General features: G+C 62.4%; 23 protein-coding genes. 15 read left to right on the forward strand and 8 right to left on the reverse strand.

Annotation, left to right across the window (positions count from 1 at the left end):
* Nucleotides 1-97: 97 nt before the first annotated feature.
* Genes ACF8GF_RS16285 through ACF8GF_RS16295 form a run of 3 tightly spaced genes read right to left on the reverse strand, consistent with a single transcriptional unit; the run spans nt 98 to nt 3,462 of the window.
* Entirely contained in the window at nt 98-1,192 is a 1,095-nt protein-coding gene (locus tag ACF8GF_RS16285) for an aminotransferase class I/II-fold pyridoxal phosphate-dependent enzyme (protein ID WP_392488190.1), read from the reverse strand.
* 21 nt (nt 1,193-1,213) lie between these two features.
* Nucleotides 1,214-2,089 (reverse strand): formylglycine-generating enzyme family protein, encoded by an 876-nt coding sequence (locus ACF8GF_RS16290; RefSeq protein ID WP_392488191.1) that lies wholly within the window; start codon nt 2,087-2,089, stop codon nt 1,214-1,216.
* Complete coding sequence (locus ACF8GF_RS16295; RefSeq protein WP_392488192.1) at nt 2,086-3,462, reverse strand: dipeptidase; 1,377 nt, start codon at nt 3,460-3,462, stop codon at nt 2,086-2,088. Before ACF8GF_RS16295 ends, ACF8GF_RS16290 begins: the two co-directional genes overlap by 4 nt.
* A 146-nt stretch (nt 3,463-3,608) precedes the next feature.
* Between ACF8GF_RS16295 and ACF8GF_RS16300 the strand changes: the two genes are divergently transcribed.
* Nucleotides 3,609-5,219: a PvdJ/PvdD/PvdP-like protein gene (locus ACF8GF_RS16300; protein WP_244733735.1), complete on the forward strand. Its 1,611-nt coding sequence runs from the start codon at nt 3,609-3,611 to the stop codon at nt 5,217-5,219.
* Nucleotides 5,220-5,275: 56 nt separating this feature from the next.
* On the opposite strand, the gene ACF8GF_RS16305 is transcribed toward ACF8GF_RS16300, so the two are convergent.
* Genes ACF8GF_RS16305 through ACF8GF_RS16315 form a run of 3 tightly spaced genes read right to left on the reverse strand, consistent with a single transcriptional unit; the run spans nt 5,276 to nt 9,841 of the window.
* Entirely contained in the window at nt 5,276-6,694 is a 1,419-nt protein-coding gene (locus ACF8GF_RS16305) for an efflux transporter outer membrane subunit (RefSeq protein ID WP_209967229.1), read from the reverse strand.
* Nucleotides 6,691-8,658, reverse strand: coding sequence for a MacB family efflux pump subunit (locus ACF8GF_RS16310; RefSeq protein WP_392488193.1), 1,968 nt, complete (start codon nt 8,656-8,658; stop codon nt 6,691-6,693). The genes ACF8GF_RS16305 and ACF8GF_RS16310 overlap by 4 nt, the downstream gene beginning before the upstream one ends.
* Before the next feature lies 1 nt (nt 8,659).
* The gene (locus ACF8GF_RS16315) at nt 8,660-9,841 is read right to left on the reverse strand and encodes an efflux RND transporter periplasmic adaptor subunit (protein WP_392488194.1); all 1,182 of its coding nucleotides are present in this window, start codon (nt 9,839-9,841) and stop codon (nt 8,660-8,662) included.
* A 230-nt stretch (nt 9,842-10,071) separates the two neighbouring features.
* On the opposite strand from ACF8GF_RS16315, the gene ACF8GF_RS16320 reads away from it, so the two are divergent.
* Nucleotides 10,072-10,572, forward strand: a complete 501-nt coding sequence (locus ACF8GF_RS16320) for a sigma-70 family RNA polymerase sigma factor (RefSeq protein WP_209967223.1) — start codon at nt 10,072-10,074, stop codon at nt 10,570-10,572.
* A gap of 37 nt (nt 10,573-10,609) precedes the next feature.
* Here the strand turns inward: ACF8GF_RS16320 and azu are convergent, their stop codons facing one another.
* Entirely contained in the window at nt 10,610-11,071 is a 462-nt protein-coding gene (gene azu, locus ACF8GF_RS16325; protein WP_392488195.1) for an azurin, read from the reverse strand.
* Between the two features lie 299 nt (nt 11,072-11,370).
* Here azu and ACF8GF_RS16330 point away from each other — a divergent pair, with 299 nt between their 5' ends.
* The 4 genes from ACF8GF_RS16330 (at nt 11,371) to ACF8GF_RS16345 (ending at nt 14,043) form a co-directional block, all read left to right on the forward strand.
* Complete coding sequence (locus ACF8GF_RS16330) at nt 11,371-11,850, forward strand: histidine kinase (protein WP_392488196.1); 480 nt, start codon at nt 11,371-11,373, stop codon at nt 11,848-11,850.
* 72 nt (nt 11,851-11,922) lie between these two features.
* Nucleotides 11,923-13,248: an MFS transporter gene (locus tag ACF8GF_RS16335; RefSeq protein WP_020193862.1), complete on the forward strand. Its 1,326-nt coding sequence runs from the start codon at nt 11,923-11,925 to the stop codon at nt 13,246-13,248.
* Between the two features lie 94 nt (nt 13,249-13,342).
* Nucleotides 13,343-13,639 (forward strand): type II toxin-antitoxin system MqsR family toxin, encoded by a 297-nt coding sequence (locus ACF8GF_RS16340; RefSeq protein WP_010954960.1) that lies wholly within the window; start codon nt 13,343-13,345, stop codon nt 13,637-13,639.
* Between the two features lie 2 nt (nt 13,640-13,641).
* On the forward strand, nt 13,642-14,043 hold the full coding sequence (locus ACF8GF_RS16345; protein ID WP_003254235.1) for a type II TA system antitoxin MqsA family protein: 402 nt from the start codon (nt 13,642-13,644) through the stop codon (nt 14,041-14,043).
* A gap of 71 nt (nt 14,044-14,114) precedes the next feature.
* Here ACF8GF_RS16345 and ACF8GF_RS16350 read toward each other — a convergent pair whose 3' ends face one another.
* Complete coding sequence (locus tag ACF8GF_RS16350; protein WP_209967214.1) at nt 14,115-15,797, reverse strand: electron transfer flavoprotein-ubiquinone oxidoreductase; 1,683 nt, start codon at nt 15,795-15,797, stop codon at nt 14,115-14,117.
* A 535-nt stretch (nt 15,798-16,332) separates the two neighbouring features.
* Between ACF8GF_RS16350 and ACF8GF_RS16355 the strand changes: the two genes are divergently transcribed.
* The 9 genes from ACF8GF_RS16355 (at nt 16,333) to ACF8GF_RS16395 (ending at nt 23,218) form a co-directional block, all read left to right on the forward strand.
* A complete protein-coding gene (locus tag ACF8GF_RS16355) occupies nt 16,333-17,082 on the forward strand; it encodes an electron transfer flavoprotein subunit beta/FixA family protein (protein WP_003254232.1) in 750 nt (249 codons plus the stop codon).
* Complete coding sequence (locus tag ACF8GF_RS16360) at nt 17,083-18,012, forward strand: electron transfer flavoprotein subunit alpha/FixB family protein (RefSeq protein WP_021784840.1); 930 nt, start codon at nt 17,083-17,085, stop codon at nt 18,010-18,012.
* A 75-nt stretch (nt 18,013-18,087) separates the two neighbouring features.
* Nucleotides 18,088-18,909: an ABC transporter substrate-binding protein gene (locus ACF8GF_RS16365; protein ID WP_176682166.1), complete on the forward strand. Its 822-nt coding sequence runs from the start codon at nt 18,088-18,090 to the stop codon at nt 18,907-18,909.
* Between the two features lie 9 nt (nt 18,910-18,918).
* On the forward strand, nt 18,919-19,272 hold the full coding sequence (locus ACF8GF_RS16370; RefSeq protein ID WP_392488197.1) for a DUF4398 domain-containing protein: 354 nt from the start codon (nt 18,919-18,921) through the stop codon (nt 19,270-19,272).
* On the forward strand, nt 19,269-20,081 hold the full coding sequence (locus tag ACF8GF_RS16375) for an OmpA family protein (RefSeq protein WP_176682168.1): 813 nt from the start codon (nt 19,269-19,271) through the stop codon (nt 20,079-20,081). The genes ACF8GF_RS16370 and ACF8GF_RS16375 overlap by 4 nt, the downstream gene beginning before the upstream one ends.
* A 172-nt stretch (nt 20,082-20,253) precedes the next feature.
* The gene (locus ACF8GF_RS16380) at nt 20,254-21,696 is read left to right on the forward strand and encodes a PLP-dependent aminotransferase family protein (protein WP_176682169.1); all 1,443 of its coding nucleotides are present in this window, start codon (nt 20,254-20,256) and stop codon (nt 21,694-21,696) included.
* 64 nt (nt 21,697-21,760) lie between these two features.
* A complete protein-coding gene (locus tag ACF8GF_RS16385) occupies nt 21,761-22,195 on the forward strand; it encodes a hypothetical protein (protein ID WP_176682170.1) in 435 nt (144 codons plus the stop codon).
* A gap of 129 nt (nt 22,196-22,324) precedes the next feature.
* Nucleotides 22,325-22,579, forward strand: a complete 255-nt coding sequence (locus tag ACF8GF_RS16390; RefSeq protein WP_176682171.1) for a YkgJ family cysteine cluster protein — start codon at nt 22,325-22,327, stop codon at nt 22,577-22,579.
* A gap of 33 nt (nt 22,580-22,612) precedes the next feature.
* Nucleotides 22,613-23,218, forward strand: a complete 606-nt coding sequence (locus ACF8GF_RS16395) for an START domain-containing protein (RefSeq protein ID WP_043195569.1) — start codon at nt 22,613-22,615, stop codon at nt 23,216-23,218.
* Nucleotides 23,219-23,230: the final 12 nt, after the last annotated feature.

Consider the following 23,230-nt stretch of genomic DNA (forward strand, 5'->3'; position numbering starts at 1 on the left):
GATCAGCCGACGCTGGCGGGGGGAGCAGCGCCTTGCGTGCGCTGCTGTTGGGTAGGTGTTAAACGAAGCCGCGGAGGGTGGATTTAGGCGGCTGCCTTCAGCCGTGCATGACGTCAAGAAACGCCTTCAGGAAGGCTTGCATCTGCGCCGGCGTGCCGACACTGACACGCATCCATTGCGGCCACGTCTCGAATACCCGCCCGACCCGGATGTTGCGTTGCGCGAGTGCCTCGATCACAGGTTTGGCGGGGCGGCCGAGGGCCACCATGAAGCAGTTGGCTTGGGCGTCGGTGCAGCGGTAGCCGGCCTTTTGCAAGGCGTCGATCGTGTTCCACAGAATGCCTCGATTGATCTGTTTTCGTTCACTGACCAGGTCTTCTTGTTGCAGGCTGGCGATGCCGCCCATAGCAGCGGCAAGTGGTACGAAGTTGTAGCCGTTCAGGCGTTGCAGGTCGGCGAGCAATGCTGGTTTGCCGACCACCAGCCCCAGGCGGGCACCGGCCATGCCATAGAGCTTGGAGAACGTTCTCAGGACCATGACGTTGTCATGGCTGACCGCCAGGTCCAGGCAGGAGGGCGCGTCGGTAAAGTGGATATAGGCCTCATCGATGATCGCCAGGCTGCCTGCCGGCTTGTGGGTGACCAGGTGCTCGATGTCGGCGCGTGGCGTCAGCGTGCCCGTGGGATTGTTCGGGTTGCACAGGTACAGCACCCCGGGTTGCCGGGTGGCGGCAAGCATGCCGCGTACGTCATGGGCGTGACGGGCATCGAGCGGCACCTCATGCACGGTTGCGCCGACAGCCCTGGCGCCATTGGCCACCGAGTCATAGGTCGGCGCGGCGGTGACCACGGTGCGGTTGTCGGCGTGGCGAGCCAAGGCGTATTGCAACGGCGAGCGGGAGCCGCAGAAGACGGCTACATGGTCTTCGGGTACCTGGTTTTGCCGGGCGAACAGCTCAGCCAGGCGGTATTCGTGTTCCGGAAAATAGTGCCCGCTCTGGCGAGCGCCCTGGTGCATTGCTTCGAGTGCCGAAGGGCAGGGGCCATACGGGCTCTCGTTGTAATCCAGGCGGATAATGGCGTCGTCCGCCGGTGGGTCGCTCGCTGCGCCCGCCGCCCAGGCGGGCATGGCGGGGGCGAGGCCGGTCAAGGTAGCGGCGGCGACGAAACGGCGTCTGCTCAAGGTGGGCATGGTCACTCTCCCTGTGGATTGTCAGTTGGGTTCACCGTCCTGAAGGGCGCGGGCTACCCGAAAGCCCAGCCAGTCGCCGCGCACGTCGGGTTCGCGCTCGTTGCGGTTGCCCGAGCGGGAGAAGATGGGCGGTTCCAGGTAGTCGTTGCCGCGAATCTGCCGGTGTGTGCAGGTACCACCGGTGGTCCAGGCGCTGCCGTCGGTGGGCGCACCGACATAATCGATATGCCAGCAGTCCTCGACCCACTCGTAGACGTTGCCATGCATGTCGTACATGCCGAATGCATTGGCAGGGAAGCTGCCGACCGGTGCCGTGTAGGTGAAGCCATCACGCGGCCCGTAGGTGTTGGCATGCTTGCTGATCTGATATTCCCCTTCCTGGTCGAAGGGGAACGGGAAGGGGCCGGTGGAGCCGGCGCGGCCGGCGTACTCGCGTTCGGCCTCGCTGACCATGCGGTAGGGCTTGCCGGTCTTCTTGGCGAGCCAGGCGATGTAGCCGCGCGCCTCATCCCAGGTCATGCAGACCGCAGGCTGCGTCGGGCTTTGCGGGTAGCTGGGCTTGCCGTTCTTGCACAGCCGCCCCGGGCGGTCGTCGCCGTCGGGCAGCACCGTGTGGGTTTCCTTGGCATAGGCCTGCCATTGCCCGGCAGTCACATGGAAGCGACTCATGGCGAAAGCCTTGGCGAATGTCACGGTGTGCAACGGACCTTCATCGTCCTGTTTGCCCAGTTCGTCATCGGGGGTGCCCATCACGTAGCTGCCGGCAGGCAGCACGACCATTTCCGGGCAATCCTTGCAGTCTTTGAAAACCTTGCCCGGTGCAGCCGGGTCGGCAGCGAGGGCTTCGAGCGACAGCGAGAGACAACCGAGGGCAATCAGTGAGGTCAGCCGTTTCATGGGTTTCCTTGCGGGTAGTGGGCAACGGGAGGAGGGGCCGGCCTGGCGGCCTTCTGGGCGGCTTCCCACACACGCAGGAAGTTGGCGCCCCAGAGCTTGGCGATGTCTTCGTCGGAATAGCCGCGCTGCATCAGTTCGGCAGTGACGTTGCGGCTCTGGCTGACATTTTCCCAGCCAACCACACCGCCGCCGTCGTTGAAGTCGGAACTGATGCCGACATGGTCGATACCGATCTTCTTCACCGCGTAGTCGATCGAGTCGACGTAGTCGGCCAGGGTCGCTTCGGGCTCGGCGCCGAGGATGTCGTAGAACGGCGTGAGGTATTCACCGAACTTTTTCTCCGACCAGATCGAGAACACCGGGTCGGTGGTGGTGCCCATCTGGGTCTGGTTCTGTACGTCTGGCAGGCCATACTTGGCGCGTAACGCGTTCATCTTTTCGATGGTCGGGCGCGAGAACGGCTTGAGGTAGTGTGAGTAGGCCACGATGTTGACCAGCCCGTCGGTGGCCTTGATGTGTGCCAAGTCCGCGTCGCTGAGGTTGCGGCGAATGTCCATCATGCCTTGCACCCCCGTGTGCGAGGCCATGACCGGTGCGCGGCTCAGCTGGGTGACCTGGGTCAGGGCCTGGCTGGACATCTGCGAGACGTCGATGACCACGCCAAGGTCGTTGAGCCGGGTGATGGCGCGACGACCGATGTCGGAAAGACCGCCCAGCGGGTCGACCGAATCGCCCAGGAAGGGCAGTGGGCGCGCCGAGTCGACCCAGCTGTTGTTACCGACGTAGCCTGGCCCGAACACCCGCATGCCGCGTGCGGCCCAGTGGTCCAGCTTGTCGATGTCGTCGCCAAGGGGGGCGGCGTTGAGCAGGCTGATAATGATGGCGAACTTGCCTTCACTGACCAGTCGGCGGAAGTCGGCAGGGGTGTAAGCGATGCCGGCCTGCGCAGGGTAGTCCTTGGCGATGCTGGTGATGATCCGATAGCGAACTTCCAGTTCGTTGGCCATCGCCGCCTCGAACCCGGGTGTGGGGCGGTGCGGCCAATTGGGCCCACTCCAGAACTCCGGCCATGACCAGATTGCGATCGAGGCGCCGCTCAGGCGGCCTTTGGCGGCTTTCACCAGGTCGAACTGGGTCGGGCCGTCATGGTTTGCTTCCTCGCCATCGGTGCCATAGCTCAGCGGCACGTCAAGGTGCGCATCCAGGGCCGGGATGCGCGCCTGCAGGGCGTTGGCCCGCTGTTCGATTTCCCGGCCGTAGGGGTGTTTGGCAAGGTAGACCCAATACCACCAGGCGCCTGCGGCCGCCAGGAGCAAGAGCAGAAATGCCAAAGCCCATGGCCATCTGCGCGAAAAAAAAGCCTGTTTCTTCATTGCGTACTCGACCACCTGCACGACGGCCCCATGCCGTTCGAACTTGCTGGGTGAAACGAGCCGAGCCCAAGAGAATTTAGCAACCCTCTAAATCGCTCCCTCAACCATTCGTTTTCGCAGCAGGAGTCACGTCATGAGTACAGTGGATGAAAGTGTCACGTCGTAAGATCCTGGCGGGCCTGGTGGCCGCCGGTGTAGCACTGCCTGCCGGCTATTACGCACGGCAGGCGTGGCAGCGGGCCGAGGAAGCGGAGCTGAGCAGTGACGAGCCTGCGGTGCCGGTCGACGACCTGCCCAATGCGCTGTTAGGTGAACGCCTGGTCGGGATCTGGGACTGGCGCATGACGAGCGATCACCCGGCGCTGGCCGAGCTGGCCAGACCGCAGCAGCTGCTGCTCGACGTAGGGCAGGGTGCCCGTGCCGTGCGCGGCTACCTGGGTACTGCGCCCTATGGCGGTCAGGGTTTGCAGGTATACGGCCCGTTGGCTGCCGACCGGCTGCCGAAGGTGCAACTGAAGATGATGGCGGGTTCTGGCGAGGCCTATGACTGCGATGCCGTGCTGGATGAGATATGGGGCGACTGGAGCGAGGGTGGAGGCAGCGCGACCCTGAGTGGGCACGTACGCCTGGCAGGGACGCAGGCGGGGCATTCCGGGGCGCAAGCGAGCTTTGTCGCCGTCCGCCGACCGTTCGTGCTGGCGCGTGAGCGGCTGCCGTACGTGGCGGCGCTGCACGAGGACCTGATTTCACCGCAGCGTCGCTACTATCACCAGCTCTGGCACGCCAGTCGCGATCGCTGGCACCGCATCGATGAATCCCGGCGGCAGATGGTGCGTGCGCTGGGTTGGCAGGTCGGCCCGTTGGGCAAGGAGCGCAACGCACGCGGGCATGATCGCCATCGCAACGGCTCCGGCGAGGATTTTCTGTTCATGCATCGGCACATGCTGCATGGCGTGCGCGAGGTCCAGGACCTGCGTTCCTGGGCAAGCCTGCCTGCGGCACGCCCATCGATCGGGCAGGGCGTTCAGGCGTTTTTCGATTACCTCGACAACCGCGACGGCTACAGCGTCCCGCCCAACTGGCAGGCGGCCGGCGATGAAGCCTTCAGCCAGTGGCTGTACTACGTCAAGAGCAGCCAGGGGCTGCACGCCAACTTCCAGCTGTGGGAAGCCCAGTTGCATGATCCGCAATACCTCAGCACCCTGTGTCTGGGAGAGTTGGGTTCACGCATCGAATTGGGAATCCATGATTGGCTGCACATGCGTTGGGCATCCCTGGGGCGTGACCCGAACTCGGATTACCCGATGCCTTACGGGCGTCGCAACTACGATTTTTCCGAACGCTGGTTCCGCGCCGAGAACGACTTCCTCGGCGATCCGTTTTCCTCCCATGTCAACCCGGTGTTCTGGGCCTTTCATGGCTGGATCGACGACCGCCTGAACGATTGGTACCTGGCCCACCAGCAGGCGCACCCGGGGGAAGTGAAGCCGCAGATGATCGATGGCATTCCGTGGTTTGCGCCAGGGCGCTGGGTGCGTGTGGCCGAGCCTTGGCTGGGGCCTACGCGTGAAGGTTGCGGTGCCTGGGGGCTGGGCAATGGCGGCGGCACCGGGAAACTGGACATTGAGACCATGAAGCTGGCCTTGCAAGTCATTTTCAGCCCTGAAGAAGACGGCGATCGCTTGGCCGGCAGGGTGCCTCAGCGGCCTTGGTATGCCCGCCATCTGGCACCCGGCCCGCGACGTGACGGTTTGTAGCGTTGACGATTTTTGGCCGGTGTTGCAGCGGGTAGGGCTCCCGTCAGGGGGCTTGCCTACCTCGCTGTCATCAGTGTGTCCGACGCCGTCCAGCCGCCGCCCAATGCCTTGTAAAGCGCAACACTGGCCTGCAAACGCGCTTTGCGCAGCCGTACCCGTTCGGCCTGTGCTGTAAACAGGCTGCGTTGCGCTTCCAGCACGCTGAGCAGGTCTTCGGCCCCGGCCCGGTAGCGGTTCTCGGCCAGATCGAAGGCGCGTTGCGCCTGGGTGAGCGCTTCATGCTGCCAGTGTGTCTGGCGGTCCAGGCCGTCGACGCTGTTCAAGGCCTTCTCGACTTCGCCGAAACTGGTGATCAGCACGCTGCGATAGGCCTCGAGCAGCTCGTCCTGGCGAGCGATGGCGCGATCACGCTCGGCGCGCAAGGCGCCATTATTGAAAATGGGCGCCGTCAGACCGGCACCGAGGTTGAGCGCCGGATTGCGCAGCAGGTCGATGGCTTTTCTGTCGCCTGTGGCCAGGCTGGCCGTCAAGCTCACCGTGGGGAACAGTGCTGCCCGCGCAACGCTGACATCCGCCTGAGCCGCAGCCAGGCGCGCCTCTGCGCCAGCGATATCCGGGCGGCGCGTCAGCAGTTGGCTGGGAATGCCGGCGGCAATGCTCGGGCCACTCAGTTGATCGAAAGGCTGATCGGCCAGTTCTAGCGCCTGGACCGGCACGCCAAGCAGGGTTGCCAGGGTGATCTGCGCATCGCGGGCCTCCTGTTGGTAGAGCGGCAACTGTTGTCGCTGGTTGGCCACAAGGCTCTCTTGCTGGGCCAGTTCCAGGGCAGTCGACGACCCGGCCTGGAATCGCGTGCGCACAAGGCTCAGGACCTTGTCGGCGTTTTCCAGGTTAAGCGCGGCGATGCGTGCCTGCTCGCGAGCGGCGAGGGCACTCAGGTAGGTATCGGCAACGCTGCTCGTCAGGCTCAGTTCGAGCGTGTCACGGTCACGTGCAGTGGCTTGCAGGCCAAGGCGGGCACTGTCACGCGCAGCGGCATTTTTACCCCAGAAGTCCAGCTCGTAGCTGGTCGTCAGGGCCGTGTTGAAGTAGCGGTAGGTCCGCTCGCGGTTCGACGTGTCCTGCTCGCTGTACCCTTGGCCTCGTAGCAAGCGCTGGTGATAGGCGTCGGCGCTGGCGTCGAGGCGCGGTAGCAGGGGGCCGCCGGCAATACGCAGGTCGGCCTGTGCCTGCCTGACCCTGGCCATGGCGGCGCGCAGGTCATGGCTGCCCTGGCGCGCCTGCTCGATCAGTTGGCTCAGTTGAGCGCTATTGAAAGTCGTCCACCATTGCGCGGAGGCCGCCGTGCCGCCAGCCGGACTTTGCCAGCTGGCAGGTGCAGCGATACCGCTGTCCAGTGGCGCAGGGGTGTGGCTGCAAGCACCCAGCAGGGTCAGCAGCGGTAGCAGTAAAAACGGGGTTCTGGTCATGGTCATTCACTGGTCAGGGCGGCGACAGGGTCGAGGGCGGCGGCTTTGCGCGCGGGCATGAAGCCGAAGATGACGCCCGTGGCTACCGAGCAGGCGAAGGCACCCGCTATCGCCAGGGCAGAGAACGCGACGGCCACCTTAGCCAGGCTGAGTACCACGCCGATCAGCAACGCCAGGCAGACGCCGATCAGGCCGCCGGTCAGCGAAAGCACCACGGCTTCAGTCAGGAACTGGCGCAGGATGTCGCGCTGTCGGGCGCCGGTAGCAATGCGGATGCCGATTTCGCGGGTGCGTTCGCGGACGGTCATGAGCATCACGTTCATGACGCCGATCCCGCCGACCAGCAGCGAAATAGCGGCAATGGCGCCAAGCATCAGGGACAACCCGTTGCGTGTCGCCGCCTCGGCCTGGATCATCGCCGCGCTGTTGTCGATCTCGAAGTCTTCGATGCCACCGTGCAGGCTCAGCATCAGTTGGCGTATTGCGCGTTCGGTGTCATGCACCTGGGTGCTGTCGGCGGCACCGATGATCACGTATTCCGGGTGTTGCGTGCCGGAAAGACGTATGGAAACCGCTGAGTACGGCACGGCGATGCGCAGGTCGTTTCGCTGGTTGGCGCCACTGGAGCCTTTGCTGGCGAGCACGCCGATCACCTGGAAGGGCACGTTCTCGATGAGGATGTACTGGCCGATCGGGTCCTGGCCGTCAACGAACAGCTTCTTGCGCACCTCCGAGCCGATCACCGCCACGGTCGCAGCCGTGGCCAGGTCGTTGTCGGTAAAGAAGCTGCCTTCGCTGACGGGCCAGCTCATCAGCGTCGGGAACACAGGCGAATAGCCACCGATGGTCGACTCCAGGTCACGATTGCCGAAGCGCACCTGCGCTTCCACTGTCATGGCCGGCATGATGGATTTCACTTGCGGTAGCTCGGCTAGCGCCTGCACGTCGCTGAGGCGAACGTTGCCGCGCGGAGCGCGCGGTGTTGGAGGGGCACCGTTCATGAAGATGATGTTCGAGCCGAACGCGCCCATCTGGGCCATGACCTGGCGCTTGCTGCCTTCACCCACCGCCAGCATCACGACCACCGACGCGACGCCGATGATGATTCCCAACAGGGTCAGCGCGGTGCGTGTGCGGTTGCTCCACATGACCCGCCAGGCGGCTTGCAGGGCGTCCCGGGTCTCGCCCAGCCAGGGGCTGCCCTGGCTGTCGGCACGCACCAGGCGCCCGGCCAGATCGACGGCTTGCAGCGCACCTGGGCGACGCGGTGGCGGCGCCTGGTCGGCGCCGCTGTCACTGATCACTTCGCCGTCGCGGATCTCGATGATGCGCTGCGCCCGGGCGGCCACATCGCGGTCGTGGGTGATCAGGATCACCACATGGCCTTGCTCGGCCAGTTCATCCAGCAGGCGCATGACCTCGGTGCCACTGTGGCTGTCCAGCGCACCGGTGGGCTCGTCCGCCAGGATGATGTGGCCGCCGTTCATCAATGCCCGGGCGATGGACACCCGTTGTTGCTGGCCGCCTGAGAGCTGGCGCGGGCGATTGCCGGTGCGCTCGCCCAGGCCCAGGCGTTGCAGCAGGGCCTTGGCCCTTTCGGCGCGCGGGGCCGCCGTGGTTCCGGCGTAGATCGCCGGCATCTCCACGTTCTCCTGCGCCGAGGCGGAGGGGATCAGGTGATAACCCTGAAACACGAACCCGAACGCTTCGCGGCGCAACCAGGCCAGTTCGTCATTGTTCAGGCCGGCAACATCCTGGCCGGCGAAGCGATACTGCCCGGCGCTTGGGCGGTCGAGGCAACCCAGGATGTTCATCAGGGTCGACTTGCCAGAGCCCGAGGTGCCGACGATGGCGATGAACTCTCCGGCATGGACTTTCAGGTCGATGCCGCGCAACACATCGACCTGGGGGCTGTCGCCGCCCCCGTAGGATTTGCGGATGCCGACCAGCTCTATCAGCGGAGTGCTCATGTCAACCCTCACCGCCGACAGGGCCGATCAGCAGTTTGTCACCTTCCGCAAGCCCGTCGAGTATCTGCACGCGCAGGCGGTCGCTGAGCCCGGTACGTACCTGGCGCGTCTGTACGTCGCCTTTGTCGGTCAGAACATGGGCAGTCTGCAGCCCCTCGCCCTGGCCGCGTCCCTGAAGCGCCGCGATGGGCACGGTCAATACATCCTTGGCAGATCCGGCGACGAAGAACACTTGGGCAGTCATGTCGGCCATCAGCGCGTTGTCATCGTTGTCGACATCCAGCAGCACGGTGTAGAGCACCACGCGGCCGGTCCCGCTGCCGCTTGCCGTACCGGCGGCAACCGGGCTGCCGCCGCCCTGGCTGAGCTGATCCAGCGGTTTGGGCGGGATCGGTAGAATCTGCCTGACAGTGCTGGTCCAGCGCCTGCCGCCGCTGCCCAGGGTGGTGAAGTAGGCTTGCATGCCGGTCTTGACCTGGCCGATGTCGGCTTCAGAGACCTCGGCCCATACCGTCATCGGCGACAGCTTGGCGATCCGCAGGATCAGCGGGGTGCGCTGTTGCGCGTTCAGGGTTTGCCCTTCTCGTGCATCGACAGCTACCACGGTACCGCCGATCGGGGCGTAGATGCGGGTGTAGCCGAGCTGAGCTTGCGCGCTGCGCAACGTGGCCTGCGCCTGGAGAATCTGCGCCTCATACATGTCGATGCGCGCCTGGGTTGTCAGCACCTTGGCCTGGGCCGTCTGCACATCCTCTTCACGCGTGGCGCCGTCGCTGGCCATCCGCTGCTGGCGACGCAACTGCTGTTCGGCCAGGAGATGCTCGGCACGCTGCTCCTTGACCTGCGCTTTCAGGGTCTGGATGGCATAGCGCTCGGCATCCAGCTGGGCCTGTTGCGTGGCAGGGTCGATTTCCACCAGCAGTTGCCCCTGCTTGACGGTGTCACCGACTTCTACGTGCAACGTGCGGATCTGCCCGGAGGCCTGCGCGCCCACGTCGACGTACTGACGGGGCTGCAGGGTGCCCAGCGCGGTGACACTGGATTCGATGTTGCCACGGCTGACGCTGACGAACGGCCGCTGCTCGGCCTCGCCGGGCAACAGTTGCCAGGTGGCGAATGCGGCCACCGGAATAAGGCACAGCGCGAACGTTACGGCACGACGGGTAAGGCGTTGAGGGATCATGCAGGATTTCCGACCATGAGAGGGCCGCTGTCACCAAGGATCAGCTAGGGAGGCTGCCGATTAAACGAAAGCGATCAAGGCGGATTTAGCGGGGAACGCGCGTTGCGGGCGTGGAAATGTAACAACGTCTTTAAGCTTGATGATAATTATTATATTTTATGCGCCAGCGGTGCCATTACTTGGCCTGCAGCGGTCTTCTACCATCTTCGGACAACAGGGAAAGCGCTTCGATGCCGTCTTCGGGTGTACTGCTCGAGCATTACTACCGTGAACTGGTCGGGTTCCTTCGTTCGCGTCTGGGTAGCCACCATGCTGCTGAAGATATCGCGCAGGAGGCGTATCTGCGGGTGCTCGAGCGGTGTGACGACACGCAGATCTCCCATCCCCGCGCTTTCCTTTACCGCACCGCCCTTAACCTGGTGACCGATGGACATCGGCGCAACCAGCTTCGTCGCGCCGAGCCTCTGGAGATTCTGGAAACCGATGAGCGATTCTTCGTCGCCCCCGTGCACGGCGCCTGCCGCCAGGAAGAGCGCTTGGAGTTGCTGCAGCGTGCAGTGGCGGAGCTGAGCGAAACCTGCCGGGCGTGCTTCTTGCTGCGCAAGCTCGAAGGCCTGTCACATGGGGAGATCGCCACGCGTCTGGGCCTGTCCAAGGCCATGGTGGAGAAGCACATCGTCAACGCCATGAAGCATTGCCGGCTGCGTATGCGTGAGTGGGCCGAGGCCTGAGCGCACGTTCGGCTTGTCGGCCCACTTTTCGATAGCGTCAGCTGCCTGACGAGGTACCGAATGTGAGGGTGCCCTTCATCATGGTGGAGTGGAAAGGGTAGGAGCAGAAGAACGCGTACGCCTGGCCTGCCTGCAGCATGCCGGTGTCGAAAGTGACCGAATCTTTTTCGCCACCCCCGATCAGTCGGGTATGGGCGAGCACGCGCTTGTCGCCCGGCTGGAGGTAGTTATCGGCCTCACCTGCCGCAGCGCCATCGGTGGTCACGCCTTTGATGTCGTCCTTTTTGGCCAGCACCCAGTTGTGGCCCATGATATTCCTGGGCAGTATGCCGGTGTGCAGCAAGTTAACGGTAAAGCGTTGGCAGGTCTGCGGTACGGTGATCGTTTTCAGGTCGTAGGTCATCTGGTCGGTACTGTGAATGTCTACCGAACAGGGCTCGGCGGACCATGCGACGCTGGACAGGGTCAGGGCGAAAAAGGCTAGGGCCGGGCGAAACATCTGGGGTCTCCGCGAATGTAAGAGGCGATGCCTTGGGGCATGAGCCTCCTTTAAACGAAGTGCGAGCGTCTGGGTTTAGGCGCGCGGTTACCTGCACGGCTTGACGGGGTGAGCGCAAGTGGCAAACCGGAGTACCGGGCTAAAGGCAAATGCAAATTCCGTCAGTCAATCACTTGATTTATGCGGCGTTCCCGACTTCTATCAAAGTAGACCGCTGCCAGGCATGGCCTTGGCAGTAGCCTTAACGGGCGCAGTAAGGTCATGGAATGTACCCATTACCCAGCTGCCCAGGCCCGACCATGGCAAACAAGACCCTGCGCATTCTCATTGCCGATACCCACCCCTGCCAGCGGTTGCAGCTGGAGCGGCTGCTCAATGGCCTGGGCTACTACCGGATCGCCCCCGTTGACAGCTTCGAGGAGCTGCAGCGTTTGGTGCAGTGCGCCTTGCAGCCTTTTCACTTGCTGCTGGGCAATATCGAACTGGCCAGCCATGCCGGGGTAGACCTGGAGCGTTTTTGTCGCGTCAGTACCCAAATCCAGCATTCCCTGCTTTACCATTCCAGCCAGTTGAAAGTGCCAGCAGTGCCGCAGACCGAGCGCCAGGCGGTCAGCCTGAGCCTGCCTCAGGCGCCCGATAACGAGGCGCTGGAGACGTTCATGGCAATCATCGACGCCCCGGTGGTGGTCGGCAAGCTACCGCTGCCGGGCACGCTGCCAGCCAGTACAGCGCGGCCACGGCCGCGAGCCAACTTCGCGCATACGGTGTTCAACCGCTAGCAGTGCTGCCGGCGGGGCAATCGGGCAGCTATTTGTTATGCTCTTGCCCTTTGCCGATTTGCGGACCCTGCCATGACTGCCATCGATACCGCTCGCCCGCCCCGGTTCAGCCGCGGCGACCATCGGACCCTGGGCCTGGCGGCGCTGGGCGGCGCGCTGGAAATCTACGACTTCATCATTTTCGTGTTCTTCGCGCTGACCCTCAGCCAGCTGTTCTTCCCGCCGGAGATGCCCGAATGGCTGCGCCTGCTGCAAAGCTTCGGGATCTTCGTCACCGGCTACCTGGCGCGGCCGCTGGGCGGCATCCTGATGGCGCACTTCGCCGACCATCTGGGGCGCAAGCGGGTCTTCAGCCTGAGCATCCTGATGATGGCCCTGCCGTGCCTGCTGATCGGGGTGATGCCGACCTATGCCGACATCGGCTATGCCGCCCCGCTGATCCTGTTGGCCTTGCGCATCCTCCAGGGTGCTGCCGTAGGCGGTGAAGTCCCAAGCGCCTGGACGTTCGTTGCCGAGCACGCGCCAAACGGGCGGCGCGGCTATGCCCTGGGCTTTCTGCAGGCCGGGCTGACCTTCGGCTACCTGCTGGGGGCGCTGACCGCAACCTTGCTGGCGCAACTGTTCACTCCGCAGGAAATCCTCGATTACGCCTGGCGCTACCCGTTCCTGTTGGGTGGGGTGTTCGGTGTGATTGGTGTGTGGCTGCGCCGCTGGCTCAGTGAAACACCGGTGTTCCTCGCCTTGCGCGCGCGCCAGGAGCAACCTGTGACGTTTCCGCTGCGGCGAGTGCTGGGCGAGCACCGCCGGGCGTTGATCCCTGCCGCGTTGCTGACCTGTGTGCTGACCTCGGCGGTGGTGGTGCTGGTGGTGATCACCCCGACGGTGATGCAGCAGCGTTTCGGCATGAGTGCCGGCCAAACCTTCGCCCTGAGCAGCGTGGGCATCGTCTTCCTCAACATTGGCTGCGTGCTGGCCGGGCTGCTGGTCGACCGTGTGGGTGCCTGGCGCGCGCTGATGTTGTATAGCCTGTTGCTGCCGCTGGGTATCGGCGCGTTGTACGCCAGCCTGGTGGGGCAGTGGGGCATGACCTGGCTGGCCTATGCGCTGGCGGGATTGAGCTGCGGCGTGGTGGGTGTGGTGCCCTCGGTGATGGTGGGGCTGTTCCCGGCGCAGATCCGCGTATCGGGCATTTCCTTCACCTACAACGTGGCCTACGCAGTGTGGGCCAGTACCACGCCGCTGGCACTGATTGCGCTGATGCCGTGGAGCCCATGGGTGTGTGTCGGGTTTTGTCTGATCATGGGCGCGGTAGGGCTGCTGACGGCCTTGTATTTCGGGCGTCGTGAGCCATTGGTGTTTGCTGCGGAGCCGATGCCGGTCATGTGCGGCGACAAATGAGCCGGTAACGGCTGCGGGGCATTGGGGCAGACTTCCAGGTGGGGGCTATTGGAATAACCTATTAGCCAAATTTAACCTGGAAGGTTAATTTCTCATGGAAAAGAGAATGCCTCATTGCCCGCTGGAGCGGGTAAAAGCCCTGGCTGCGGCAAGGCGAATCCGTCCTACGGGTGCTGCATTGAAAGGCGCCAAGGCGCTGGGAATGGATTTTCCGGGCATGCTTGAGGTGATCACCAGCTTGAAGCGCACTGATTTCTACAAGAGCATGACCAGCCATATTGACCACCGGGTTTGGCAGGATGTGTATCGCCCGCTTACAGCAATTGGGTACGTTTATTTGAAATTGTCCGTGGTAGACGACGTGCTCATCGTGTCTTTCAAGGAGTTGTAACCATGAGATGTCCAATATGCGGCGGCTCGGAGCTTGCACCTGACATTCAGGGCATGCCCTATAGCTACAAAGGCGAGATGACAGTGATCCCGGAGGTAAGTGGCGATTACTGCTCCGCATGTGGTGAATGCGTACTGAGTCATGATGAAGCCATGCGCGTCAGTCACTTGATGACGGCATTCGAGCGCCAGGTCAACGCAAATGTTGTGGATCCTTCCTTTATTGCCTCCATACGCAGAAAGTTCGACCTCGACCAGCGTGAAGCGGGGGAAATCTTCGGTGGTGGGGTCAATGCGTTCTCCCGGTATGAAAACGGCAAGACCACCCCGCCAGTGGCGTTGGTGAAACTGCTCAAGCTGCTGGATCGCCATCCAGAACTCTTTGAGGAAGTGCGTACTGCCTGATAATGGCAGCCAACAAAAAGCCCCCGGCCCATGAGAACCGGGGGCTTTTTGTTGCCGCAAGGGCAGGGGCCTTACATGTTCGGGTAGTTCGGCCCGCCAGCGCCTTCAGGGGTGACCCAGGTGATGTTCTGGGCCGGGTCCTTGATGTCGCAGGTCTTGCAGTGCACGCAGTTCTGCGCGTTGATCTGGAAACGCTTGTTGCCGTCTTCCTGGGTGACCACTTCGTACACACCTGCCGGGCAGTAGCGCTGGGCAGGCTCGTCGTACAGCGGCAGGTTGCTGGCGATCGGTACGCTCGGATCGGTCAGCTTCAGGTGGCAGGGTTGTTCCTCTTCGTGGTTGGTACTGGAGAGGAATACCGAGCTGAGCTTGTCGAAGCTGAGCTTGCCGTCCGGTTTCGGGTAGTCGATCTTTTTCGAGTCGGCGGCCAGCTTGAGGCAGGCATAGTCCGGCTTGGTGTCATGCAGGGTGAACGGCAGCTTGCCACCGAACCAGTTCTGGTCGACATAGTTGAACGCCGCGCCCAGCAGCGGGCCGAACTTGTGCATGGCCGGGCCGAAGTTGCGGCTGGCGAACAGTTCTTCGTGCAGCCAACTGGCCTTGAAGGCGCTGACATAGCTGTTCAACTGATCGCCGCCTTCGCTACCGGCGATCAAAGCGTCGGCCACTGCTTCGGCGGCGAGCATGCCGGACTTCATCGCGGTATGGCTGCCCTTGATCTTGGCCACGTTCATGGTGCCCAGGTCGCAACCGATCAGCGCGCCACCATTGAAGACCATTTTCGGCAGCGAGTTGATGCCGCCCTTGGCCAAGGCGCGGGCGCCGTAGCTGATGCGCTTGCCGCCTTCGAGGTACTGGCTGATCACCGGGTGGTGCTTGAGGCGCTGGAATTCGTCGAACGGCGACAGGTAGGGGTTGGCATAGGACAGGTCAACGATCAGGCCGACCACCACCTGGTTGTTTTCCAGGTGATAAAGGAACGAGCCACCGGTGTTTTCCTTGGCCACCACGTCCAGCGGCCAGCCGGCGGTGTGCACCACCAGGCCCTGTTCGTGCTTGGCCGGGTCGATTTCCCAGATTTCCTTCAGGCCGATGCCGTAGTGCTGGACGTCGGACTCGCTGTCGAGGTTGAAGCGCTTGATCAGCTGTTTGCCGATATGGCCACGGCAGCCTTCGGCGAACAGGGTGTACTTGGCACGCAGTTCCATGCCTGGGGTGTACAGGCCATCCTTGGGGTTGCCTTCACGGTCGACACCGAGGTCGCCGGTGACGATGCCGCGGACCACGCCGTTGTCGTCGAACAGCGCTTCCTGGGCGGCGAAGCCTGGGTAGATCTCCACGCCGAGGTTCTCGGCCTGCTGGGCCAGCCAGCGGCACAGGTTGCCCAGCGAGATGATGTAGTTGCCATGGTTGTGCATGGTCTTGGGCACGAACAGGTCAGGCACCTTGGTCGCGCTGCCGGCGTCCTTGAGCACGTAGATGTCATCGCGCTTCACTTCGGTGTTCAGCGGTGCGCCGAGCGCTTTCCAGTCGGGGAACAGCTCGTTCAGGGCGCGGGGTTCGAACACCGCGCCAGAGAGGATGTGGGCGCCGACTTCAGAGCCTTTCTCCACCACGCAGACGCTGATTTCGCTACCGGCTTCGGCGGCCTTCTGCTTCAGGCGGCAGGCGGCGGACAGGCCCGCCGGGCCGGCGCCGACGATGACCACGTCGAATTCCATGTATTCGCGTTCCACTGGTTCTCTCCTACTCATCAAGGCTCGTGCTGTTGCTTTGTCTTATGGGTGCGGGGCATTCGCGGCGGTTCTACGCAACGGCGGAACTGTAGCTGGGCAAATGACGGACTACACCGTTTTGTCTTGGCCGCGCATTATATCTACACCACTTGGCGGGTCCAATACAAACGTTTGTTTGAATTTGCCGCAGGCCAGTAAAATCACAGGAACGCGGCTGGAGGGTGACCGATTTGCCGTATTGACCGGAATGGGTGTTACGGTCAAGATACGAGCGGTTTTACGTTCGCCGTAGGCTTGCAGCCGGGCGCAGGTACACCTCTAAAGACCAGGTGTGGAGCAGGGTTTTGCGGGCTTGGGCCGGTTTGTAGTGGAGTTTACACGCCACGACAGGAAATGACCCGTGAGGATTTGTCGCAAGAGTCCGAACGAGACTGTTTGGTCACTGTGAAGTTGCTGCCACCCGATACGTTTTTAGAGGTGCCCTTGTACCCACGCGCATCGCCGGGCATGGCCCCAGGCGACTATCTATTCACCGGAGAGTAACGAGGAATCCATGAAGGTTCTTGTAGCTGTCAAACGAGTGGTCGACTACAACGTCAAGGTTCGCGTCAAAGCGGACAACTCCGGCGTCGACCTTGCTAACGTCAAGATGTCCATGAACCCCTTCTGCGAAATCGCCGTGGAAGAAGCCGTACGCCTCAAGGAAAAAGGCGTTGCGACCGAGATCGTCGTCGTTTCCGTCGGCCCGACCACTGCCCAGGAGCAACTGCGTACTGCCCTGGCCCTGGGTGCCGACCGTGCCATCCTGGTAGAAGCCGCTGACGAACTGAACTCCCTGGCCGTGGCCAAGGCGCTGAAGGCCGTTGTCGACAAGGAGCAGCCGCAGCTGGTCATCCTCGGCAAGCAGGCTATCGACAGTGACAACAACCAGACCGGCCAGATGCTGGCCGCGCTGACTGGCTTCGCCCAGGGCACTTTCGCGTCCAAGGTCGAAGTCGCTGGCGACAAGCTGAATGTCACCCGTGAAATCGATGGCGGCCTGCAGACCGTTGCACTGAACCTGCCAGCGATCGTCACCACCGACCTGCGCCTGAACGAGCCACGCTACGCGTCGCTGCCGAACATCATGAAGGCCAAGAAGAAGCCGCTGGAGACTGTTACTCCAGACGCACTGGGCGTTTCCCTCGCCTCCACCAACAAGACCGTGAAGGTTGAAGCCCCGGCTGCCCGCAGTGCTGGCATCAAGGTCAAATCGGTGGCCGAACTGGTCGAGAAGCTGAAGAACGAAGCGAAGGTAATCTAAATGACTATCCTGGTTGTCGCTGAATACGAGAACGGTGCCGTAGCCCCGGCCACCCTGAACACTGTCGCCGCAGCCGCCAAGATCGGTGGTGATGTGCACGTGCTGGTCGCCGGCCAGAACGTCGGTGGCGTTGCCGAATCTGCTGCCAAGATCGCTGGCGTGGCCAAGGTGCTGGTTGCCGACAACGCGGCCTATGCCCACGTGCTGCCGGAAAACGTCGCGCCGCTGATCGTCGAGCTGGCCAAGGGATACAGCCATGTGCTGGCCCCGGCTACCACCAATGGCAAGAACATCCTGCCGCGCGTTGCCGCGCTGCTGGACGTGGACCAGATCTCCGAGATCATCTCGGTCGAGTCCGCCGACACCTTCAAGCGCCCGATCTACGCGGGTAACGCCATTGCCACCGTGCAATCGAGCGCGGCCATCAAGGTGATCACCGTACGTACCACCGGTTTCGACGCCGTGGCCGCCGAAGGTGGTTCGGCTGCTGTCGAAGCTGTTGGCGCTGCGCACAACGCCGGTATTTCGGCTTTCGTTGGCGAAGAGCTGGCCAAGTCCGACCGCCCAGAGCTGACCGCTGCCAAGATCGTCGTTTCCGGCGGCCGTGGCATGGGCAACGGTGACAACTTCAAACACCTGTACAGCCTGGCCGACAAGCTCGGTGCCGCTGTCGGTGCTTCGCGCGCCGCAGTCGACGCAGGCTTTGTGCCGAACGATATGCAGGTCGGCCAGACCGGCAAGATCGTTGCGCCACAGCTGTACATCGCCGTCGGTATCTCTGGCGCGATCCAGCACCTGGCCGGCATGAAAGACTCCAAAGTGATCGTGGCGATCAACAAGGACGAAGAAGCGCCGATCTTCCAGGTGGCCGACTACGGCCTGGTCGCTGACCTGTTCGAAGCGGTTCCAGAGCTGGAAAAGCTGGTCTGATCCGCCTGCTTCACTTATAAAGAACCCGGCCCTCATTTTGAGGGTCGGGTTTTTTTATGGGTTGAGGAGTAAGGCATGACGTTGCGCGGAACGGGCAGGGTGCTGGCATGCGTGGCGCTGTTGCTGCCGCCACTGGCGATGGCAGCAGGCAAGTGCGAACGCCTGGTGGCGACTGGCAGTCCTGATGCGCCGCCCTATTCCTGGCAAGATCCGAAAGATCCCAGGCACCTGATAGGCGCCAACGTTGACCTGTTGCGCCAGGTGGCTGGCGAACTGGGTGTGAAGGTCGAGGTGCTGAGTGCTGGTCGCCGTGATCAGGCGCTGGAAGAGGTACGCAGTGGGCGCATGGACCTGCTGCTCGACACCCCTATGCAGGTGGAGCAACTGACCGCGCTGGACTACATCCATCCGCCGTTGCAGCTCAATGAGTACCTGGTGTGGACCCGCCATGATGCAGTGGTGATCTTTGATGGCCCGGCCGATCTGGCCAGGTACCAGGGCAGTTTGTCTGACCGTGCGCGCCTGACCCCGGCCTTTACGGCGTTCGCCAAGGCCCAACTCAAGCTGGTGCCGGCGCAGAACCTGACCCAGGCGTTCCAGAAGCTGGTACTCGGCCAGGTGGACTATGTGCTGGCTGGCCGTTACTCCGGTATGGCCATGGCCCAGAGCCTGGGCATGAGCAATGACCTGATAGCCCGCGGCTTGCCGGTGGACAGGCCGGGCCTGTACCTGGCGCTGTCGCACAACTCGGCGTGCAATGACAGCTGGTTGCGTGGGCAATTGGCAAAAAAACTGACAGAATTGCCGATCTCTGGTGCATCCGAAGCTGTACTGCAACGTAATCTCGAGCGCTGGAAAGCGCAGTTGCAGGTGCCGGCGGAAGCCCCCAAACACTAGGAAGATTGCGTGAGAACCCAACCACTAATCCTTGCCCTGGCCGTGCTCGGCCTGGCTGGCTGCGCCAATGATCCGGCCCCTGACGAGCAGATGCGCATTTCCGAACAGGCACTGGACCAGGCCAAGGCCGTCGGCGCCACTGAGCAGGTCGAAACGCTGAAACTGGCTGAAGACAAGCTGGCCCGCGCCAAGGCCAACATGCTTACCCAAGACTACCGCGATGCGCGCATGCGCGCCGAGCAAGCCGAGCTGGATGCACGCCTGGCCGAGGCCCAGGTGCTGAACCAGAAGAGCGAAGAGCAGTTGCAGGTACTGCAGTCGCGGATCAAGCGCTTGCGCAAGCAGTTGGGGGTGCAGCCATGATCCGGCGTACGCCTTTGGCTGCACTGGTATTGTTGGCGCTGACGGCAGGCTTGCAAGGTTGCGCCAGCCAGCGCAGCAGTGCCGCGCTGGATGAGGCCGCTGTCGCCTTCCAGGGGGTCAAGGATGATTCCGATGTGCTGCGCAGCGCGCCGCGCGACGTGATTCGCGCGGGCGAATCGCTGGCCCGCGCCGAGCGCTTGTCCAGCTACATCGGCACCGGTTCTGATGTGCGGCATTATGCGTACCTCAGTCAGCGCTACAGCGAGATTGCCAGCGAGCATGCCAAGCTGGCGCTGAACCAGGAACGCCAGGCCAAGCTTGACCTGGAGCGTCAGCGCCTGCAGCTGGCTTTGCGTGAGGCCAAGCTGGCCAGCGTGCAGCAGCAGGGCCAGTGGGTCGAATCGCAGATTGCCGCATTGGCTTCGGAACAGGCCGACCGTGGCTTGGTGATGACGTTGGGCGATGTGCTGTTCGATACCGGCAGTGCCGACCTGAAGAACTCGGCCAGCCGGACTGTGCTCAAGCTGGTGCAGTTCCTGCAGCTCAACCCGCGCCGGGTAGTGCGCATCGAGGGCTATACCGACAGCACTGGCGCGGGCGAGGACAACCTTAAGCTGTCGCGCGATCGGGCGCAGTCCGTGGCCGACATGCTTGTAGACCTGGGTATCGACGAAAAGCGCCTGCAGGTTGAAGGTTATGGCGATCAGTACCCGATTGAGGCCAATGCCTCGGAGCGGGGCAGGGCGCAGAACCGACGGGTTGAGATCGTATTCTCCGATGACAAGGGGCGGCTCGCGCCAGCGCGCTGAGTCTTTCGGAAAAGGGGCCGCTTTGCGGCCCGTTTTATGTCGGTTTAATCGTTTCGATAGCTGCCACGCTGTTGTATTGTCGACTATGTTGCAATCTGTCCCAGTACACTTTGCAACTGTTACGGTATCCTTTACCGTCAGTGACCCGTACAAGAACAACGAGCATGTCGACATGACCAACCTGCTGCTGTACCAGCGTATCGCCCAGCAACTGGCCGATGATATCCGTCGCGGTGTCTACCAGCCAGGCGAGCGGGTACCCTCCGTGCGCAAGATGAGCGCCCAGCTCAATGTCAGTCATGCCACGGTGTTGCAGGCCTATGCCAATCTCGAGGACCAAGGGCTTATCCGGGCGCGGCCGCAGTCTGGCTACTACGTGCACCAGACACCTGCCTTGACCGCGCAAACGCCGGACATCGCCCGGGTGGAGCGCCCCGGCCTGGTCACGCGCGCCAGCATCATTCAGCAGGTGCTGACTGAGGCGCGTCGCGATGGTGTGTTCCCGTTTGGCGCTGCAGTGCCGCATGTCGACTATCTGCCCGTGCGCGCCCTGCATCAGCAAATCGCCAAGGTGACGCGCTTCCATAGCCCGCGTGCCTTCAGCTACATGTTCAGCCCTGGTTTCGAGCCGCTGCGCCGACAGATCGCCATACGCATGCGCGATGCCGGCGTGTTGGTCGACCCGCGTGAAGTGATCGTCACCCATGGGTGTGTAGACGCCCTGCAGATGTCGCTGCGTGTGCTGACCCGTCCAGGTGACCTGATCGCCGCCGAGTCGCCGACCTATTACGGCTTGCTGCAACTGGCTGACCTGCTGGGTTTGAAAGTGATCGAAATTCCCAGCGATCCGTCCACCGGTATCAGCCTCGAAGCCTTGCAATTGGCGGCTAACCAGTGGTCGATAAAGGCTTTGGTGCTGACTGCGCGCTTGAGCAACCCGCTGGGCGGCACCGTCCCGGAAGAGCGGCAAAAGCAATTGCTGCGACTGGCCTCGGACTTCGATATCCAGATCATCGAGGATGACATCTACGGTGAACTGATGTTCGAGCAGGGCAAGACCAAGGCGCTGAAGGCGTTCGACCGGCTGGACCGGGTCATCTACTGTTCGAGCTTCTCCAAGACGTTGTCCCCCGGCGTGCGCGTTGGCTGGATGATCGCGGGGCGTTACCAGGACGAGATTCAGCGCTTGCAGACTTTTACCACCCACTCGGCCTGCAGCGTGACGCAGATGGGGGTGGCAGCCTACCTGGAAAATGGCGGCTACGACCGGCATCTTCGCTTCATGCGCCAGGAGTATCGCAAGAACCTCAGCGCCTATCAGCTGGCAGTGCAGCAACACTTCCCCGAGGGCACCCAGATGACTCGGCCGACAGGTGGCTTCATCCTCTGGGTAAGCCTGCCGGGTCGGGTCAATACCCAGGAGCTGCATGTGCGCGCGCTGGAGCAGGGTATCAGCATTGCACCAGGACTAATATTCAGTAACACAGAGCAGTTCAACCACTGTGTACGACTCAATTGCGGCATTCCATGGAATAAAGAGGCCGAACGGGCTGTGATTACGCTCGGTTTGCTGGCGCAGCAGTTGTGCAGGGAGACTGCGGTCACGCTTTTGTAAGGCTTGCAAGCCGTCTGTGGAACAGGGAGCATACGCACTTTTCCTGCCAGTCTGTCCATTTGCCATGAACGCTTCGCGCTGCTTCGTTCTGATCGTGTGCCTTTTGCCGTTCTGCTGCCCGGTCGCCCCCGCTTTGGCTGCGCAACCGGCAAGCCAGGCTCAGGCCGCTCAGGGTAAGCAGGTGCCAAAAAAGGCGACAGCCAAGCCCGCGCACAAGCCGCTCAGCAAAGCGGTTGCCAAACCATTACCCAAGACGGAACTGGACCTCAGCCTGCCAGTTGATATGGTCAACAACCTTGAGCCGAATGTGGGCGCGCCTTCGCCAATCCAGCGGCGCAAACCATTGTTGCCGCCCATGTTCACAGAAAGACCAGAGACCAATGACAGCCCGTTCCAGCTCAATGGTCGGCTGATCAACAACGAAATGCAGCTGCAACTGCGCAATGACAGCCGTCATGACGTGGAAGGAGCAGCCATCGATTTCGAGTATCGCCAATAGGCGCGAACTGACTGCCGGGTCACAGCAGATTTCATCGTGCCAGCAATTTCAAACGTCTGTTTGAGCCGTTACTATCCAGGGACGTTCGTCCCGTTTTGTTCCAGGGAGTCCTGATTTTGGTGAACAGTCATGAAATGCCGTGAGGGCTGTGGTGCCTGCTGCATCGCCCCGTCCATCACTTCCGCGATGCCGCGAATGCCCAATGGCAAGCCGGCAGGAGAGCGCTGCCTGCACCTGACTGCGGCCAACCTTTGCGACCTGTTCGGCAAGCCTGAGCGGCCCGCGGTGTGTGGTGGTTTCAAGGCAGATGTCGAGGTGTGTGGCAGTGATCGTGACGACGCTATCAGGATTCTTGGCTGGTGGGAGCAGATGACGGCGGCGTGACAGGCTGGATCTTCGACAACAAGGATAAACATGATGAGATCGTTCAAGCGTATTGCACTGCTGTGTGGCGTGGGTGTTCTGCTGTCGCCTGTGGCCTGGGCTGAAAACTGGCAAGTGGCCAAGGACGAGGAGGGCATCAAGGTGTCCCTCAGTGAGGTGGCCGGGTCCAAGTACAAGGCCTATCGCGGTGTGACCGTGATCAAGGCGCCGCTGGCCAAGGTCGAGGCGCTGCAGGAGGACGTGTCCGGGGCCTGTGCCTGGATTCACGAATGCAAGTCGCAGAAGCTGCTCAAGCACGAAGGTGACCAGAGCTGGACCTATACCCAGTTCAATACGCCATGGCCGGTGACGCCGCGTGATTCCGTGCTGCACATTACGACCGTCAAGGAGGCGGATGGCAGCCTGACCCGTAACCTGAAAGAAGAGCCGACTTACCTGCCGGAAGAGAAGGGTTTTGTTCGGGTGGCAAAAGTCGACGGCTTCTGGAAGCTGGTGCCCAAGGGTGACAGCACTGAAGTGACCTACCAGGTGCACACCGAGCCAGGTGGTAGCGTGCCGGCGATGGTGGCCAACAAGTTCGTGGTGGATGCGCCGTTCAATACCCTGAAAGGGCTGCGCGAGCGGGCGGAGAAAAACTGAGGTTTTGTGGTG

This window comes from Pseudomonas sp. yb_5 (assembly GCF_043103865.1).
GTDB classification, from domain to species: Bacteria; Pseudomonadota; Gammaproteobacteria; order Pseudomonadales; family Pseudomonadaceae; genus Aquipseudomonas; species Aquipseudomonas putida_Y.